At 64.3% G+C, this 16,265-nt stretch carries 13 protein-coding genes; 9 read left to right on the top strand and 4 right to left on the bottom strand.

The window, feature by feature from the left end:
- Positions 1-46: 46 nt before the first annotated feature.
- Both NKG60_RS18525 and NKG60_RS18520 read right to left on the bottom strand, forming a co-directional pair.
- Positions 47-694 (bottom strand): cysteine hydrolase family protein, encoded by a 648-nt coding sequence (locus tag NKG60_RS18525; protein ID WP_352665230.1) that lies wholly within the window; start codon positions 692-694, stop codon positions 47-49.
- The gene (locus NKG60_RS18520; protein ID WP_352458586.1) at positions 691-1,020 is read right to left on the bottom strand and encodes a hypothetical protein; all 330 of its coding nucleotides are present in this window, start codon (positions 1,018-1,020) and stop codon (positions 691-693) included. Before NKG60_RS18520 ends, NKG60_RS18525 begins: the two co-directional genes overlap by 4 nt.
- Positions 1,021-1,172: 152 nt before the next feature.
- On the opposite strand from NKG60_RS18520, the gene NKG60_RS18515 reads away from it, so the two are divergent.
- From NKG60_RS18515 to NKG60_RS18480, 8 genes are all read left to right on the top strand, one after another.
- Complete coding sequence (locus tag NKG60_RS18515) at positions 1,173-1,595, top strand: RidA family protein (RefSeq protein ID WP_352975319.1); 423 nt, start codon at positions 1,173-1,175, stop codon at positions 1,593-1,595.
- A 186-nt stretch (positions 1,596-1,781) separates the two neighbouring features.
- Positions 1,782-3,206 carry a pyridoxal-phosphate dependent enzyme gene (locus NKG60_RS18510; protein ID WP_352665228.1) on the top strand — a complete coding sequence of 475 codons (1,425 nt, stop codon included), beginning with the start codon at positions 1,782-1,784 and terminating at the stop codon, positions 3,204-3,206.
- Positions 3,203-4,384 carry a cystathionine gamma-synthase gene (locus tag NKG60_RS18505; RefSeq protein WP_352665227.1) on the top strand — a complete coding sequence of 394 codons (1,182 nt, stop codon included), beginning with the start codon at positions 3,203-3,205 and terminating at the stop codon, positions 4,382-4,384. Before NKG60_RS18510 ends, NKG60_RS18505 begins: the two co-directional genes overlap by 4 nt.
- A 159-nt stretch (positions 4,385-4,543) precedes the next feature.
- Positions 4,544-5,521: a GlxA family transcriptional regulator gene (locus tag NKG60_RS18500; RefSeq protein WP_352665226.1), complete on the top strand. Its 978-nt coding sequence runs from the start codon at positions 4,544-4,546 to the stop codon at positions 5,519-5,521.
- Positions 5,522-5,814: 293 nt separating this feature from the next.
- A complete protein-coding gene (locus NKG60_RS18495; protein WP_352975318.1) occupies positions 5,815-7,119 on the top strand; it encodes a M24 family metallopeptidase in 1,305 nt (434 codons plus the stop codon).
- Positions 7,120-7,139: 20 nt separating this feature from the next.
- Positions 7,140-7,817, top strand: coding sequence for an isochorismatase family protein (locus tag NKG60_RS18490; RefSeq protein WP_352665224.1), 678 nt, complete (start codon positions 7,140-7,142; stop codon positions 7,815-7,817).
- A gap of 16 nt (positions 7,818-7,833) precedes the next feature.
- On the top strand, positions 7,834-8,826 hold the full coding sequence (locus tag NKG60_RS18485; RefSeq protein WP_352665223.1) for an alpha/beta hydrolase: 993 nt from the start codon (positions 7,834-7,836) through the stop codon (positions 8,824-8,826).
- A 434-nt stretch (positions 8,827-9,260) separates the two neighbouring features.
- Positions 9,261-10,901, top strand: a complete 1,641-nt coding sequence (locus NKG60_RS18480; RefSeq protein ID WP_352975317.1) for an ABC transporter substrate-binding protein — start codon at positions 9,261-9,263, stop codon at positions 10,899-10,901.
- 253 nt (positions 10,902-11,154) lie between these two features.
- On the opposite strand, the gene NKG60_RS18475 is transcribed toward NKG60_RS18480, so the two are convergent.
- Entirely contained in the window at positions 11,155-12,642 is a 1,488-nt protein-coding gene (locus tag NKG60_RS18475) for a pyridoxal phosphate-dependent decarboxylase family protein (RefSeq protein ID WP_352975316.1), read from the bottom strand.
- A gap of 25 nt (positions 12,643-12,667) precedes the next feature.
- Positions 12,668-13,753 carry a PLP-dependent cysteine synthase family protein gene (locus NKG60_RS18470; protein WP_352665220.1) on the bottom strand — a complete coding sequence of 362 codons (1,086 nt, stop codon included), beginning with the start codon at positions 13,751-13,753 and terminating at the stop codon, positions 12,668-12,670.
- Between the two features lie 247 nt (positions 13,754-14,000).
- On the opposite strand from NKG60_RS18470, the gene NKG60_RS18465 reads away from it, so the two are divergent.
- Positions 14,001-15,998 (top strand): transcriptional regulator, encoded by a 1,998-nt coding sequence (locus tag NKG60_RS18465; protein ID WP_352665319.1) that lies wholly within the window; start codon positions 14,001-14,003, stop codon positions 15,996-15,998.
- Positions 15,999-16,265 lie beyond the last annotated feature (267 nt).

Here is a 16,265-nt window from a genome sequence, read left to right as displayed (position 1 = left end):
CGGCGTTTCCGTGAAAGGGTGGATCGCTCTAGGAAGCCGACTGTCCTCAACCCGGTCCGGCAAGCGCGCTGCAGAAGCTTGCGACATCGGTGACAACAGCTTCGCCGAGGAAGCGTAGCGTCGCCATCGAGCGGTCGCGCGCTTCGCGGTTGCCGAAGCCACAGGCGTCCTCGATGACCATGGCGACAAAGCCATTGTCAGTCGCCTGGCGAACGGTCGGCTCAATGCCGATTTCCATGGCGATGCCTGCGAGCGCTATCGTGCGCACGCCGCAATCGCGCAAGGCAAAGCCGAGCGCGGTGGAATCGAAGGCCGACATCGTGAGCTTGTCGAACACCGCCTCGTCATCGCGGGGTTCCAGCTCGGGCACGATCCGTGTCGCTTCGGCGTCGCGCGGGAACCACGGCTCGACGGTGTCGGGGCTGTCGCGCCGCTGCCAGGCCATGGCGGTGCGCAGCTGCGTCGCGCCCATCCATTTGCGCGGCAGCGACAGATGGCGCGTGAACGCCACCCGCATGCCGGCCACGCGCGCCGCTTCCAGCACCGTGCCGGTGCGCTCGATGATAGTCGCGGCGCCGGCCACCTGGTGGCAGATGCCGACCTGCATGTCGTAGACCACCAGCGCCGTGCGGCGCGGATCGCACCACTCAGCCAAGCTGGCCGGGATTTCGATCCCGTCGCTCGACCGGATCATGCTGCAGTCCGGTCCCACGGCTTGGCGATGTCGACGGTCGGGTCGAACAGGAACTCCAGCGGCAAGGGCGCGTCGAAGGCGATGAAATGCCATTCCAGCAGCCCGGCCTTGGACAGCGGGAAGTCCTCGGTGTAGCGCCGCGCTTCCGCGACGCTATCGAGCTCGAAGACGATGATGACGCCGCCAATATCGGCGCGCGCATAATTCTCGCGCACGATCCCCGCCTTCCAGAGCCGCCAGACGTTCGAAACTTCGTCGCGCAAATAAGGCCGCAGGTCGTCGAGCGTGACGCCGGGCTTGAAATTGTCATAGGCAAGAATCTTCATCGGCCATTCCTTGCATTGCTGTTCGTCCAGCGCCGGGTAGCATGGCGGAATCGGCGACCGCAACGAACGAGATGGTGCGTTGAAACGGCCGCACGATTGCCATTCTGTGCCGCGCGATCTCTATGGGCGGCCGGGCAGCCGCGGGATAATTTTTGCCGAAGAGGAGGAAAAGCGCGGCGACCATCGAAAGGCTGAACCCCGAGGGCATGCACAGCAATCCGGCCTATTCGCAAGGCGTGTCGCTGCCGGCATCCGCGCGCATCGTGCTGGTCGGCGGCCAGAATGGCGTCGACGCGCAAGGCCGGATCGTCGCCAGGGACGATCTCGCTGCGCAGACCGCTCAGGCGCTTTCCAACCTGGCAAAAGTGCTCGAAGCCGGTGGGGCAAAGCCTGAAGACCTCGTCAGCCTCGCGGTCTATATCGCCGGCGACCTGGACATAGGGCCGGCCTTCGGCGCCTGGATGGCCTTCTGGGCAAACCGCGGCGCGCCGCCGATCATCAAGGTGCTGCGCGTCGCCGGCCTCGGTAATCCGGATTTTCTGATCGAGATCGAAGCCCAGGCGGCGATCGCCTGAACCCTAAGCGGGTTCTGCAGATCTTTTGCCCTGCCTGCAGGCCGGCGAAGCTTTTGCGAAATTCCATTCCCCTGCTGGCGGCCGGATTGGCACGATCTATCTTCTTTCCAACTGCAAACGGCTGGAAAAGACGGTAGGTTGCCGTCTTCCAGGGCGGTTGCTCATTCTGGCAACGGAGCATCTGACATGAGCAAGCACAAGATCGTGGCACCGGACGATGCATCGTCCCGCCTGCGCCCGCCCTATGCGTCGGTTCTCGACCTGATCGGGCAGACGCCGGTCGTCGAGCTGACCAAATTCGACATCGGCAAGTGCCGGCTGTTCATCAAGCTCGAAAGCCAGAATCCCGGCGGCTCGATCAAGGACCGCATCGCGCTGTCGATGATTGCCGCCGCCGAAAAACAGGGCAAACTGAAACGCGGCGGGACGATCGTGGAGGCGACCGCCGGCAATACCGGTCTTGGTCTAGCCCAGGTCGGCATCCCCAAAGGCTACCGCATCATCCTTGTCGTACCCGACAAGATGTCACGCGAAAAGATCCAGCATCTGCGGGCGCTCGGCGCGGAAGTGCGCATGACGCGTTCCGACGTCGGCAAGGGCCATGCCGAATATTATCAGGACATGGCCGAAAAGATCGCCGCCGAGCTGCCCGGCGCCTTCTACGCCAACCAGTTTGCCAACCCGGCCAATCCGCTGGCCCACGAAACCACGACCGGGCCGGAAGTCTTTCAGCAGCTCGGAGGCGATGTCGATGCGGTGGTCGTCGGCGTCGGCTCCGGCGGCACGCTGACCGGGCTTGGCCGCTATTTCGCGAAAGTCTCGCCGAAGACCGAGATGATTTTGGCCGATCCGGTCGGTTCGGTCCTGGCACCGTTGATCAAGACCGGCAAGATGGTAGAGGCCGGAAGCTGGACCGTCGAAGGCATCGGCGAGGATTTCGTGCCGCCCAACGCCGATCTGTCGCTGGTCAAGAAGGCCTATTCCATTCCCGACAAGCAGAGCATGCTTGCGGTGCGCGACCTGCTTTCGAAGGAAGGCATTCTCGCCGGCTCGTCGTCTGGCACGCTGCTTTCGGCAGCACTCCGCTACTGCCGCGAGCAGACCGTGCCGAAGCGCGTCGTTACCTTCGTCTGCGACAGCGGCAACAAGTACCTGTCGAAAGTCTTCGACGACTTCTGGCTGGTCGAGCAGGGCCTGGCCGAGCAGGAGCAGCATGGCGATCTGCGCGACCTGGTCATGCGCACGCTCCGCACCGGCGATGTCGTGTCGGTCGGCCCCGACGAAAGCCTGCTCAACGCCTATGGCCGGATGCGCCGCTCGGATGTCTCGCAACTGCCGGTGCTGGACGAGGGCAAGCTCGTCGGCATCATCGACGAAAGCGATATCCTCGCCAAGGTCGAAGGGCCCTATGACAGCCGCTGGGACCGCTTCAAGGCCCCGGTCAGTACGGCCATGACCTCTAACCTGCACACGCTGCAGGCCAGCCAGACGCTGGATGCGCTGCTGCCGGTGTTCGACCGCAACGAGGTTGCCATCGTCTTCGATGGCGACGAATTTATTGGCCTGATAACCCGCATCGACCTGATCAACCATCTGAGGCGCGCCCGATGACCGTCAAAGCCACAATATCGGGCAAAAACCGCCTCGCCTTTTCGACGCGCACCATCCATGGCGGCCAGAGCCACGACCCGACGACCGGCGCGGTGATGGTGCCGATCTATGCCACTTCGACATACGGTCAGCAGAGCCCCGGCGTGCACAAGGGTTTTGAATATGCCCGCAGCCAGAACCCGACCCGCTTCGCCTTCGAGCGCGCGGTCGCCGACCTCGAAAGCGGCACAGCCGCCTTCGCCTTCGCTTCGGGGCTGGCGGCGATCGCAACCATTTTCGAACTGCTCGATTCTGGCGCGCATATCGTCGCCACCGACGACATCTATGGCGGCACATTCCGGCTGCTGGAACGGGTGCGCAAACGCTCGGCCAATTTGCAGGTCGACTTCGTCGACTTCACCGATCTTGCCGCGGTCGAGGCGGCGATCCGCCCGGAAACCAAAATGCTCTGGGTCGAGACGCCGACCAACCCGCTGCTGCGTGTCGTCGACCTCGAAGGCGTCGCCGCACTGGCCAGACGCAAGGGCGTGATGTCGGTGGCCGACAACACCTTCTGCAGCCCCTATCTGCAGCGGCCGCTGGAGCTCGGCATCGATATCGTTGTTCACTCGACGACGAAATACCTCAACGGCCATTCCGACATGGTCGGCGGCGTCGCCGTGGTCGGCGACAACAAGGATCTCGCCGACCGGCTGAAATTCCTGCAGAACGCCATCGGTGCCATTTCCGGGCCGTTCGACAGTTTCCTGGCGCTGCGCGGACTGAAGACGCTGGCGCTGAGGATGGAGCGTCATTCGTCGAACGGCCAGAAGATCGCGCATTGGCTGGAAAGCCGCCCCGACATCCGTCGCGTCATCTATCCAGGCCTTCCCAGCCACCCGCAGCACGCCATCGCCAGGCGGCAGATGCACGCCTTCGGCGGTATGATCACCGTCGAGCTTGACCGCGACCTCGCCGGCACCAAGCGCTTCCTCGAACACACGCAACTGTTCACGCTGGCCGAAAGCCTCGGCGGCGTCGAAAGCCTGATCGAGCACCCGGCACTGATGACGCACGGCTCGATCCCGGCGAAAAAACGCGCCGAGATCGGCATTTCCGATTCGCTGGTGCGCTTGTCGGCCGGGATCGAGGATGGCGACGATCTGATCGCTGATCTGGATCAGGCGTTGGCGAGTTGAGTCCGGTAACAAGAAACCTTGCGAGACGTCGGCAGGACAGAGGGGTGAAGGATCACCGACAAGCGACAATTGTTCTGTGTCGCGCCCCGCACGCTATTCCGTTGACCCAGGCCAATTCTGCCTGAATTGTAGCGACCGATCCTCCCGGCTCCGGAAGCTATGAACAACCGACAACGCACCCAGCCAACGGCAAACAACGTCCCGCTCACCTTCGCCATCCTGGTCTTCCCAGGCTTTCCGATGATGGCGTTCAGTTCGGTGATCGAGCCGTTGCGTGCGGCGAATGTGCTGGCGAAGCGGGACTGCTATCGCTGGATCATCGTCGGCGCCACCGAAGGTCCGGTGGAGGCTTCGAATGGCGTCGTCATCCAGCCCGGCTTTGCCGCCCATGACGCGCCGAAGGTCGATCGCGTCGTCGTCTGCTCGGGCGGCGATGCCGATCATCTCGTCGCGCACGATGCCGTGAGCTGGATCCGCAAGAGCCTGCGCGGCGGCGCCCATATCGGTGCGGTGGCGGATGCCGCCTTCTTCCTGGCTCGGGCCGGCCTGCTCGACGGTCATGCCTGCACCTTGCACTGGACCAGCCAGGCAGCCTTCACCGAGGCGTTTCCGGACATCGAGCTGAGGCGCGATCTCTATGTTATCGACCGCAAGCGCTTCACTTCGGCCGGTGGCGTCGGCAGCCTCGACATGATGCTGGAGATCATCACCAGCGATTATGGCGCCGAACTTGCCGCCGGCGTCGCCGAATGGTTCGTGCACAGCCCGCTGCGCTCCAGCGTCGACCGCAAGCTGATGCCGCTGCGCCTACGCACCGGCGTGCAGAACGAATTGGTGCTGTCGGCCATCGCCATCATGGAGGATGCGGTGGAGGAGCGGCTCGGCATGGCGGAACTGGCGGGGCGGCTTGGTGTCTCCTCCGACAAGCTCGAACGCAATTTCCGCTCCGAACTCAGCATCTCGCCCAACGGCTATTACCGCCGCCTGCGGTTGAAGCGCGCCGCCGACCTGTTGGCGCATTCGACGCTGATGGTGCGCGACGTCGCGCTGGCCTGCGGGTTTGCTTCGATGTCGAGCTTTGCCCGGGCGTTCCGAGAGGAACACGGCCACGCGCCGAAGGTGATGCGGCGGCATTAGATGCGTTAACCGCTCCACGCCGAGTTCCCGCCCACCCCCCCTGGCCTGCCGGCCATCTCCCCCGCAAGGGGGGAGATCAGCAGCTTTGGTCCCGCCGCATATCCTGCTGCGTTGGTCATAGGCGAAGGCCGACGCGACATCCAATCTCCCCCCTTGCGGGGGAGATGGCCGGCAGGCCAGAGGGGGGGTGCTGTCCCGCCAACCTGTCTACGGCATCCGGCACGACATTTGCGGTTTTCCGCACAATGCCGGTACGTCGTTTGCCCCATGGTCTGCCTTTCCAGGAGGCACCCATGAGCATTGTCGTTTTTGACCCCGACAGCACCGAGGATGTCGACTTTGGGGATCGCATGCGCCATCCGGCGGCGGCCGATCCGGCAGGCGGCATGTGGCTGTCGGACACCGAGCCGTCCTTCATAGATGCTGACGCGCTGCGCAAGGGCCGGCTTGCCAGGCTGCGCGCCTGGCTGCGCGAGGCCGGCTATGGCGGCGTGGTCTTGTTCGATCCCTACAACCAGCGTTACGCCACCGGCTCGCGCAACATGTTCGGCTATTTCCTGCGCAACTCGACCCGCTACTTCTTCATCCCGACAGAAGGGCCAATCGTGTTGTTCGAGTATCCGCAGAGCTACCATGTCTCGATGGTGCTCGACACGATCGACGAGGCGCGGCCGTCGAAGCTGGTCTGGTCATCAGTGTCGGGCCGTGACGACGAAACCGCCGGTCCGTTCGCCGACGAGATCGCCGAATTGCTCAAGGCGCATGGCGGCGGCTCGATGAAGCTCGGCCTTGACCGCTGCAGCCATCTGCAGGCGCTGGCGCTGGAAAAGCGCGGCTGCGAGGTCCGGGATTGCCAGGGCGAGATTTTGGCGGTGCGCGCGGTCAAGACTCCAGAGGAAGTAAAATGCCTGCAGGTGTCTATGGCTGGCGCCGAGGCTGCGGTCTATGCTGTCCGCGAGGCGATCAAGCCCGGCGTTTCCGAAAACGAGCTGTTCGCCATCATGTATGGCGAGGTGATCCGGCAGGGCGGCGAGTTCATCGAAACCCGGCTGCTGACCTCGGGCCAGCGCACCAATCCATGGTTCAACGAGGCGAGCGGCCGCAAGATCAGGCCAGGCGAACTCTTGGCGCTCGATACCGACACGATCGGCTGCTACGGCTATTATTCGGACTTTTCGCGCACCTTCCGCTGCGGCCCGGGCAAGCCGACGGATTATCAGAAGTCGCTCTACCGCATGGCGCACGATCAGGTTCAGCACAATATCGGGGTCGTCAAGCCGGGCATGGCGTTTCGCGAGATTGCCGAAAAGGCCTGGAAAATCCCGGACCGCTTCATCGACCAGCGCTATACCTCGGTTATGCACGGCGTCGGTATGCATGGCGAGACGCCGTTCATCGCGCATGCCATGGATTACGAGACCTATGGCCGCGACGGTGTCATCGTGCCCGGCATGGTGGTCAGCGTCGAAAGCTATATCGGCGAGAAGGGTGGCCGCGAGGGCGTCAAGCTGGAGGACGAAATCCTGATCACCGAGACCGGCACCGAGCTCCTGTCGCGCTTCCCCTATGAGGACGATTTCCTTGACAGACACGTTTGAGTGCTGACAGGCAGTTTTGCATGAAAAGCCCGATCTCGATCAAGCGCGGTACGGCGGCGGCGGTGTTCATCGATCTCCAGGAGGAGCATCGGCGGGACAAGCGCTATCTGGTCGAAGGCTATGGCGACATCCTCGCCAACGTCCAGCGGCTGCAGGCAGTGGCACGAGCCAATCATGTGCCTTTGTATCACTGGGCCTATATCGTCGATCTCGCCACGGCACGGCCGTTCCACCCGGTCGAGGCCAATGGCAAGTCGGCGTTTTCCGACAAGGACGATCCGCTGACGGCGATCTGTCCAGAGGTCGGCCCGTTGCCAGGCGAGACGATGCTGGTCAAGACCGATGCCAGCGCCTTTCGCGCGGGGCCTGCCGCCGAGCGGCTGAAGGCCGAGGGCATCGAGTGGCTGGTCGTTGCCGGCGTCTGGACCGAGGCCTGCATCGATGCCACCGTCAAGGATGCGGTGGCGCTCGGGTTTCGCGTGCTGCTGGTCAAGGATGCCTGCGGCAGCGGCAGCACGGCGATGCACCAGACGGCCATTCTCAATCTCGCCAACCGGCTCTATGGCGGCGGCGTCACCACCACCGACGGCGCCTGCCGGCTGCTGGCCGGCGAGACGGTCGAAGCCTGGCAGGTCGAGGGCTCGGTGCCGCTGCGCTTCAGCTATGAAAATGCTGCCCGGCTCTACGCCGAGCTCTGAGCGGGATCGCGCAGCGATGATCACCGAGGCGGAGCGACCCGAAACGACAGAGCGCGGAAAGTACCAAACGCTGCTCGATCCGGAGCTGTGGGCCTATATCGACCGGGTCAACGAGTGGTATCCGCCAGAGATCGTCTACATGCCGATCGAGCGGCAGCGGGCGGTCTATGACGCCATGTGCCGGGCGTTTCGCGAGCCCTATCCACCCGGTGTCAAGGCCAGCGACAGCAGCGTCGGCGACCATGCGATCCCAGTCCGGCGCTACCAAATGGCGGGCACGGCGCCACAAGCGATCGTTGTCTATTATCACGGCGGCGGCTTCGTGCTTGGTGGGCTCGACAGCCATGACGACATCTGCGCCGAGATTTGCGCCGGCACCGGCTTTGCCGTTCTGTCCGCCGACTATCGGCTGGCGCCGGAACATCTCCATCCGGCGGCTTTCGAGGATGCGCTGGCCGTATTCGAATGGGCGACGGCGACGACGGAACTGCCGATCGTGCTCTGCGGCGAAAGCGCCGGCGGTAACCTGGCCGCTGCGGTGGCACAGGCGACACGCCGCCATCCTCACCATGCGATCGGCCAGGTGCTGATCTATCCCGAGCTCGGCGGTGACGAGCTGGAGTTAGATAGCAAAGAGAGCACCGGCTCCTATGTCGAGCACGCTGAGGCGCCACTGCTGACATTGCGCGATGTCGAATTCTATCGGCATATCCGGGCAGGGAAGGGACAGTCGCCGGACGACCCGACATTTTCGCCGCTTAGCGATAGCGACTTCTCCGGCCTGCCGCCGACGGTCATCATCACTGCCGAATGCGACCCGCTGTCAGCGGACGGCCAAGCCTATCGCGACCGCATCCTTGCCACCCGCGGCAAGGCCTGGTGGCGCGAAGAACCGCGGCTGGTGCACAGCTTCCTGCGCGCACGTAAAACCGTGCCGCGCGCCGGCGAGGCCTTTGATCGCATAATCGAGGCGGTCGCGGCGTTGGGTAAAGGTGATTGGTCGGAGTGACGGTGTTCCGCTTTGGGTAAGTCCGGCCACGGGGACCACGGTTGACTCAAACGCCGGCGATCCTTCGCGCCCCCCTCTGTCCTGCCGGACATCTCCCCCACGAGGGGGGAGATTGGCAACTTCGATGCTCCGCCCATTCCTGAGACGATTCAGATTAGCGAAAGCCGAGATGACAGCCGATCTCCCCCCAAGTGGGGGAGATGTCCGGCAGGACAGAGGGGGGCGCTGTCCCGCCGGCGTCTCCAATATCCAATACCCGCATCGCCGCGCAAGCTCTGCCGCTGCGGAACAGCGCACAAGAACTGCGGAAGTCAGAACACTCCCCTACGGGAGCTCGCCCTATCATCCCCCGAGGCAATGGCGCTCCGGCGATCGCGTCCGTCCCCCGCGTTTTGCGATCGGCAGAGGTGCCCAACAACAGGGGAATGACAACGATGAAGTTCATGCTGACCGATCGAAAACTACATCCGCAGGCCGAGCCCGTCGCCGACGGCTTCAGGAAAGGCCAGATGAACCGGCGCGAATATCTCGCCACCATGGCTGCGCTCGGCGTCAGCGCTGCCGGCGCGGTGGCGCTGGGCGGGCTTGCGCCGTCGCCGGCCAGGGCCGAGGAACCGAAGCGCGGCGGCATCTTGCGTGTCGCCATGAACGTCAAGGGCTGGAAGGATCCGCGCACCTTCGACGGCGTCGAGATGTCCAACGTCGCCCGTCAGTGCAACGAATATCTGGTGCGCTGGAAGCGCGACTTCACCTTCGAGCCATGGCTGCTCGAAAGCTGGGAGACCAGCGACGACGCTCGCGTGCTGACGCTGCAGGTCCGCAAGGGCATCACCTGGTCGAACGGCGACACCTTCAACGCCGACGACGTGATCCACAATCTGACGCGCTGGTGCGATGCGTCCGTCGCCGGCAATTCGGTCGCCGCCCGCATGGGCGCGCTGGTCAATGCCGACACCAAGAAGGCCGTCGACGGCGGCATCGAGCGCGTCGACGATTTCACCGTACGGCTTAATCTGCCCAAGCCCGACATCTCGCTTATCGCCGGCATGGCCGACTACCCGGCGCTGATTATGCACCGCAGCTATGAAGGCGACGGCGATCCGCTGAAAGCATTGGCGATCGCCACCGGGCCCTGCGAACTCGTCGCATGGGATGCCGAGGTCGGCGCCGAAGTCCGCCGCAAGGACAAGCCATGGTGGAAGGGCGAGTTCTATCTCGACGGCATCAAATGGGTCGACTACGGCTCCGATCCCAACGCCATGCTGTCGGCATTCGAATCGGGCGAGGTCGACACCGACCACGAAACCGCCTCCGACACGGTTGCGCAGACCGATTCCATGGGCCTGAGCAATTCCGAGATCGCCACCGGCTCGACCATCGTCGCGCGGTTCAACATCGGCAATCCGCCCTATGACGACATCAAGGTTCGGCGTGCCGCACAACTGGCCGTCGACAACGCCGCCGTGCTGAAGATCGGCATGGACAATCGCGGCAAGCCTGCCGAGAACCATCATGTCGGGCCGATGCATCCAGAATATGCCGATATCGGCCCGTCCGTCCGCAACACCGATCAAGCCAAGGCCCTGCTCGCCGAGGCCGGCAAGGCCGACCACGAATACGAACTCATCTCGGTCGACGTCGACTGGCAGAAGAGCACCGGCGACGCCATCGCCGCGCAGATGCGCGAGGCCGGGCTGAAGATCAAGCGCACGGTGCTGCCGGCCGCGACCTTCTGGAACGACTGGAGCAAATATCCTTTCTCCTGTACCGAATGGCTCGGCCGGCCGCTCGGCGTGCAGGTGCTGGCGCTCGCTTATAAGTCCGGCGCCGCCTGGAACGAGAGCGCCTATGCCAACCCGGAATTCGATACTCTGCTCGACAAGGCACTGGCAATGCCCGATCCCGGCGCCCGCAAAGAGCTCATGGCCAAGATCGAACAGAATTTGCGCGATTCCGGCGTCATCATCCAGCCCTACTGGCGCTCGGTCTATCGCACCTATCGCAAGGGCGTGCATGGCTGCGAGCAGCACCAGTCGCTCGAGCAGCATTTCGAGAAGGTCTGGATTGAGGCGTAGCCTTGTCGTTGCCGGTCCGGGCAGTCGGTAGCATCCGCCTGCGTTCCGGTGTTGCGATTGGCGAAAGTCTCTGAAGACTTGGGTTCCTCGCTCCCGCCAAGGGCGGGGGAGAGGTGGCCGCGAAGCGGCCGGAGAGGGGGCCTTTCGTAGGGCGGCGCAGTCCCCCTCTCCCCCTCTCCCCACTTCCGTGGGGGCGAGGAACCCAAGCTGGAATGAAGCCGCTGTCCCGCCAACCCCAGAGCGTTGACGATGATCAGCGGCCGGCGCCAGGCCTTGAAATCTCCCGTCCAAGCCGAACCGTCTCCCGCACCAGCAGGTCCAGATCCTCGCGCCGGGTGCGGTGGTTGTTGATCGCCACCCTGAGGCAATGCTGGCCATGCACCGTCGTGTCGGAAATGGCGGCGATGCCGTCTTCCTGCAGCCTCAGCATGATCTCGGTGTTGAGCGCTTTCAGGCGCTCAGCGTCCAACCCATCGGCGCTGTAGCGAAAGCAGACGATGTTGATGTTCACCGGCGCCACCAGTTCGAGCGCCGGTTCGGCCTCGATCAGCGCACCGAGATAATGCCCTTGCGCGATGTTCTGGTCGATCAGCCGGCCGAACTTTTCGATGCCGTGCTCTCGCAGCGCCATCCACACCTTCAGCGCCCGGAAGCCGCGCGTCGTCTGCAGGCCGTAATCGTGCAGCCATTGGCCGGAGGCCAGGCCGCGCGGCGTCGATTCCAGATATTCCGGCGTCACCGCGAACGTGCCGCGATGCGCGGAGGCATCCCGGATCAGCGCGCAGCCGACCTCGAAGGGCGCGTGCAGCCATTTATGCGGATCGAGCGCGATCGAGTGGGCGTGCTCGATGCCGGCGACGCGATGCGAATTGTCCGGCGCAATCGCAAGCAGGGCGCCGATGCAGCCGTCGACGTGAAACCACAGATCCTCTTTTGCCGCCAGGTCAGCCAACGCTTGCAGATCGTCGATTGCGCCGGTGTTCACAGTGCCGGCCGTACCGATTACGCAGGCCGGCTTGAAGCCGGCGTCGCGGTCCTCGGCGATCGCCGCCCGCAACGCAGCGATGTCGATCCGCAGCCCGGCATCGCTCGGGATGCGACGCAGCGCCCGGTTGCCGAGGCCGAGCGCTTCCATCGCCTTGCGGTGACAGGAGTGAAGCTGGTCGGAGCCGTAGAAACGCAGCGGCTTGTCGATGCCAGCAACGCCATGCTCGCGTATGTCGATACCCGCTGTGGCGTTGCGCGCCACGGTCAGTCCTATGATGTTAGCCATCGAGCCGCCGCTGACCAGCGTGCCGCTGGCCGATTGCGGAAAGCCCATCATTTCCTTGCACCAGTCGACGACCTGGTTGTCCATCAACGCGGCGGCATGGTTGCCGCCGCCGAGGTTGGAGCCTTGGATCGCTGCCAGGAAATCGCCGAGCGCGCCGGTGAAATTGCTCGAGCCCATATACCAGGACCAGAAGCGCGGATGGATGTTGCCCATCGCATAGGGCATCAAGCTCCTGGAGACGTCGCCATAGATTTCTGCCAGCGGCGCCGGCGAACGCGGCAGCGGCGATGTGAAGAAGGTCCTCACATCAACCGGCATCTCCTGCCACACCGGACGCTCTCTGACATTGCGCAGGTAAGCGACGGCATCATCGACGATCCGATGCGACAAGACCTGCACGTCGGGCCAGTTCGAGGGGTCAAGCGTTTCCTCGGTGGCCGTGACGGCCAGTCCAGGCTTCGTGTCCATGCAGGCCGCTCCCGATGTGCCGCCGTCACGCCGGAAACTGGCAGCCGGGCGTCGACTGCGAAAGCGCAGTCTCCTCGGCGTCCATCTCCGCTTCGATGCCGTCGAACAGCGGCGTCGTCATGTAGCGCTCGCCGGTGTCGGGCAGCATGCACAGGATCACCGAGCCGGGCGCCGCCTTTTCCGCGATCTGCCGCGCGACAGCAAATGTCGCCCCGCCGGAGATGCCGGTGAAAATGCCTTCCTTCTGCGCCAGCGCCTTGGCCCATTTCGTGCCCTCGGGCCCGGCAATAGGCACCACCTCGTCATAGAGGCCGGCGTCGATCGCCTCCTGCAGCACGTCCGGAATGAAGTCGGGCGTCCAGCCCTGGATCGGATGCGGCTCGAACGCCGGATGGCTGGCGGCAGGCGCGCCGCCGGCGCCGCGCTGCTGCGGCTTGCCGCTGCCGATAAGCTGGGCATTGGCCGGTTCGGCGAGCACGATCCGGGTCTCCGGCCGCTCGCGGCGCAGCACGCGTCCGACGCCGGCCACGGTGCCGCCCGTGCCGTAGCCGGTGACGAAGCAGTCGAGCCGGGCCCCGGCGAAATCGTTGATGATCTCGCGCGCCGTCGTCGCTTCGTGAATGGCGGCATTGGCCTTGGTCTCGAACTGGCGGGCAAGGAACCAGCCATTGGCTTCGGCGAGCTCCACCGCCTTCTTGTACATGCCAAAGCCCTTCTGGGCGCGCGGCGTCAGCACCACCTTGGCGCCCAGCATGCGCATCAGCTTGCGGCGTTCGATGGAAAAACTGTCGGCCATCGTCACCACCAGCGGATAGCCCTTCTGGGCGCAGACCATTGCCAGGCCGATGCCGGTGTTGCCGCTGGTCGCCTCGACCACGGTCTGGCCCGGCTTCAAGGCGCCGCTGCGCTCGCCCTCCTCGATGATGTTGAGCGCCAGGCGGTCCTTCACCGAGGCGGCGGGATTGAAGAATTCGGCCTTCACATAGATCGTGGCATGGTCCGGTCCGAGATTGTTGATGCGGATCACCGGCGTGTCGCCGACCGTGTCGAGAATGCTGTCGAAGAGACGGCCGCGCCCGGCGGTGGTTCTGATTTTCTGTTGATGCAACATGTCGAGCTCCTCGCTTTGTCGTTGTCTCTTGTGGTCACGGGCCGGTTACAGACCGGTGGCTTGGGCGGCGAGGTTTCGAGACCTTGCCGCGCTACATTTGCCTCCCGGCAATGCCAGCATCCGGCGCGGGAATTCGCTGCCGGATGCACCGTGTCGCGTTTGGTGATAAAACAATGGCCGACTGGCCAGCGTGGGAGCAGGCGTGGAAACGTACGTGGAATCCGCCCGATCGAGCCTCGGCGGCGAGATGGCCGGTCTTTCCGTGCGTCTGCTCGGACCGCTGACAATCGCACGCAACGGCATCATCATCCAGCTCCCAAAATCGCGCAAACTGCGTGCGCTGTTCGCCTATCTGGCGCTGGCGCCGCATCCGGTCGGCCGCAGCCGCCTGTGCGAGCTTTTGTGGGATGTGCCGAACGACCCGCGCGGCGAGCTTCGCTGGTGCCTGAGCAAGCTTAGAGGCATCCTCGATGAACCGCATCATCGCAGGGTAGAGACACCAGGCGACACGATCGCGCTTGATCTGAGAGGTGCTTCCGTCGACGCTGTCGACATAGCCTCGGCCGCCGCCAAGGGCGTTGAGACGCTCGATCTAGAGCGGCTGCGGGCTCTTTCCGGAAGGTTCGCCGGCGACTTTCTCGATGGGCTGGAGATCGACCGCAGCCCGCATTTCAACAGCTGGCTGATCGCTCAGCGCCGCCGCTTCACCTCGGGGCACGCCGCCATCCTGGAACATCTCGTCAACAAGCTTCCGGCGGATGCCGACGAAATGTCTGCGTATCTGGACAAATGGCTGGAACTCGCTCCGTTCGACGGGCGCGCACATGTGGCTCTTCTGAGCAGGCTGGCGCAGCGCGGCCAGTTTGACGCGGGCGAGGAACATCTCGCTTCCGCGGCGCGGCTGTTTACTTCGGAGGATCTGGATTTCGGAGCCGTTCGTGAGGCATGGCGCACGATCCGCGGCGAACGACCTGCCGCGACGCTCAGGGCGCGACCGTCACTCGTACCCGCGGCCCCGCACGCGTCAATTATGCATCCCCGTTCCGATATTGCTGCATCGCAGAAGGCTTCGCTCGCGGTGATGCCGTTTGCCGAAGAGGCGGCTGTCGGCGGCTCGCGCGGTGGATTGGCCGACGGCCTCACCCACGACATCATCACCCGCCTGGCCAAGCTCAGGGACTTTTTCGTCATCGCGCGCGGCTCGGTGTTTGCGCTCGCCGAAAAAAACATTGCGCCGGAAGATGCCGGCCGTCGGCTCAATGTCGATTATGTCGCCACCGGCACGGTACGCAGCCAGACTGGCCGCGTCACCGTCGCGGTCGAGCTGGTCGAAGTGGGCACGGCCAGGATCGTCTGGGCCGAGACGTTCGAGCGCAAGCCGGACGACATCTTTGCCGTGCTCGACGATATCGGCAACAGCATCGTCTCGTCGATCTCGACCGAGATCGAGACGGTCGAGCGCAATCGCGCCATGCTGAAGGCGCCCAATTCGCTGAACGCCTGGGAAGCCTACCACCGCGGCCTCTGGCACATGTATCGCTTCACTCGCACGGAAAACGAGCAGGCCCGGCATTTCTTCGACATAGCCTTGAAGCTCGATCCGACCTTCGCCCGCGCCTATGCCGGGCTCTCCTTCACCCATTGGCAAAATGCCTTCCAGCGTTGGGGCGACCGCGACCAGGAAAGCGCCCTGGCCTTCGAGGCAGCCGGCCAGAGCCTGCTCGTCGACGATCACAATCCGGCCGCTCACTGGGCCATGGGGCGGGCGCTGTGGCTGCGCGGCGAGCAGGACAGCTCCCTCATTGAGCTGGAACGCGCCGTCGACCTCAGCCCGAATTTCGCGCTCGGTCACTATGCGCTGTCTTTCGTCCACTCGCAGTCCGGCGACCCGAAGGCCGCGATCGGCTCATCCGACCATTCCAGGCGTCTGAGCCCCTTCGATCCGCTGCTGTTCGGCATGCTGGGCGCCAGGGCGATGTCGCATGTCCGGCTCGGCCAGTTCGACGAAGCCGCCGAATGGGCGCTGAAAGCAGCCGCGCGTCCCAACGCCCACGCCATCATCCTCGCGATTGCCGCGCAGTGCCTTGCGCTGGCGGGGCGGCTGGACGAGGCACGAAGTTTCGCCGCTGCGCTGCGCAAGATGCTGCCGAACTACTGCGCCGACGATTTCATCGGCACCTTCCGCTTCGAGCCGGGCGCCGAGGCGCTGTTCCGGCAAGGCGCCAGGCGGATCGGGCTCGGGTGAAGCAGGCGCGGTTAGCCGGGTTCTCTAAACCGCTCATCTCGGCTGGCCGCCCCAAACATCGTCATGTCCGCAGCCCAAGGCGCCAATGGTCAGATCGGTCGCAAAATTCATCGACCGGAGCGGATCAGACGGGCTCAACCGATTTGACGTTGCCGTCGGTGTCCACGAGGCAGCACCAGCCCTATCTTCTGACGGGCAACGGCTGAAGGTGCAGCAGTGCGTTCGCCAAAGAGAGCGCCTTCACGTGCCGCCCCTGCACGCTACCCG

Source organism: Mesorhizobium sp. M1428, from assembly GCF_040317515.1.
In the GTDB taxonomy this organism is placed as follows: Bacteria; Pseudomonadota; Alphaproteobacteria; order Rhizobiales; family Rhizobiaceae; genus Mesorhizobium.
This window is presented reverse-complemented; position numbering and strand designations above follow the sequence as displayed.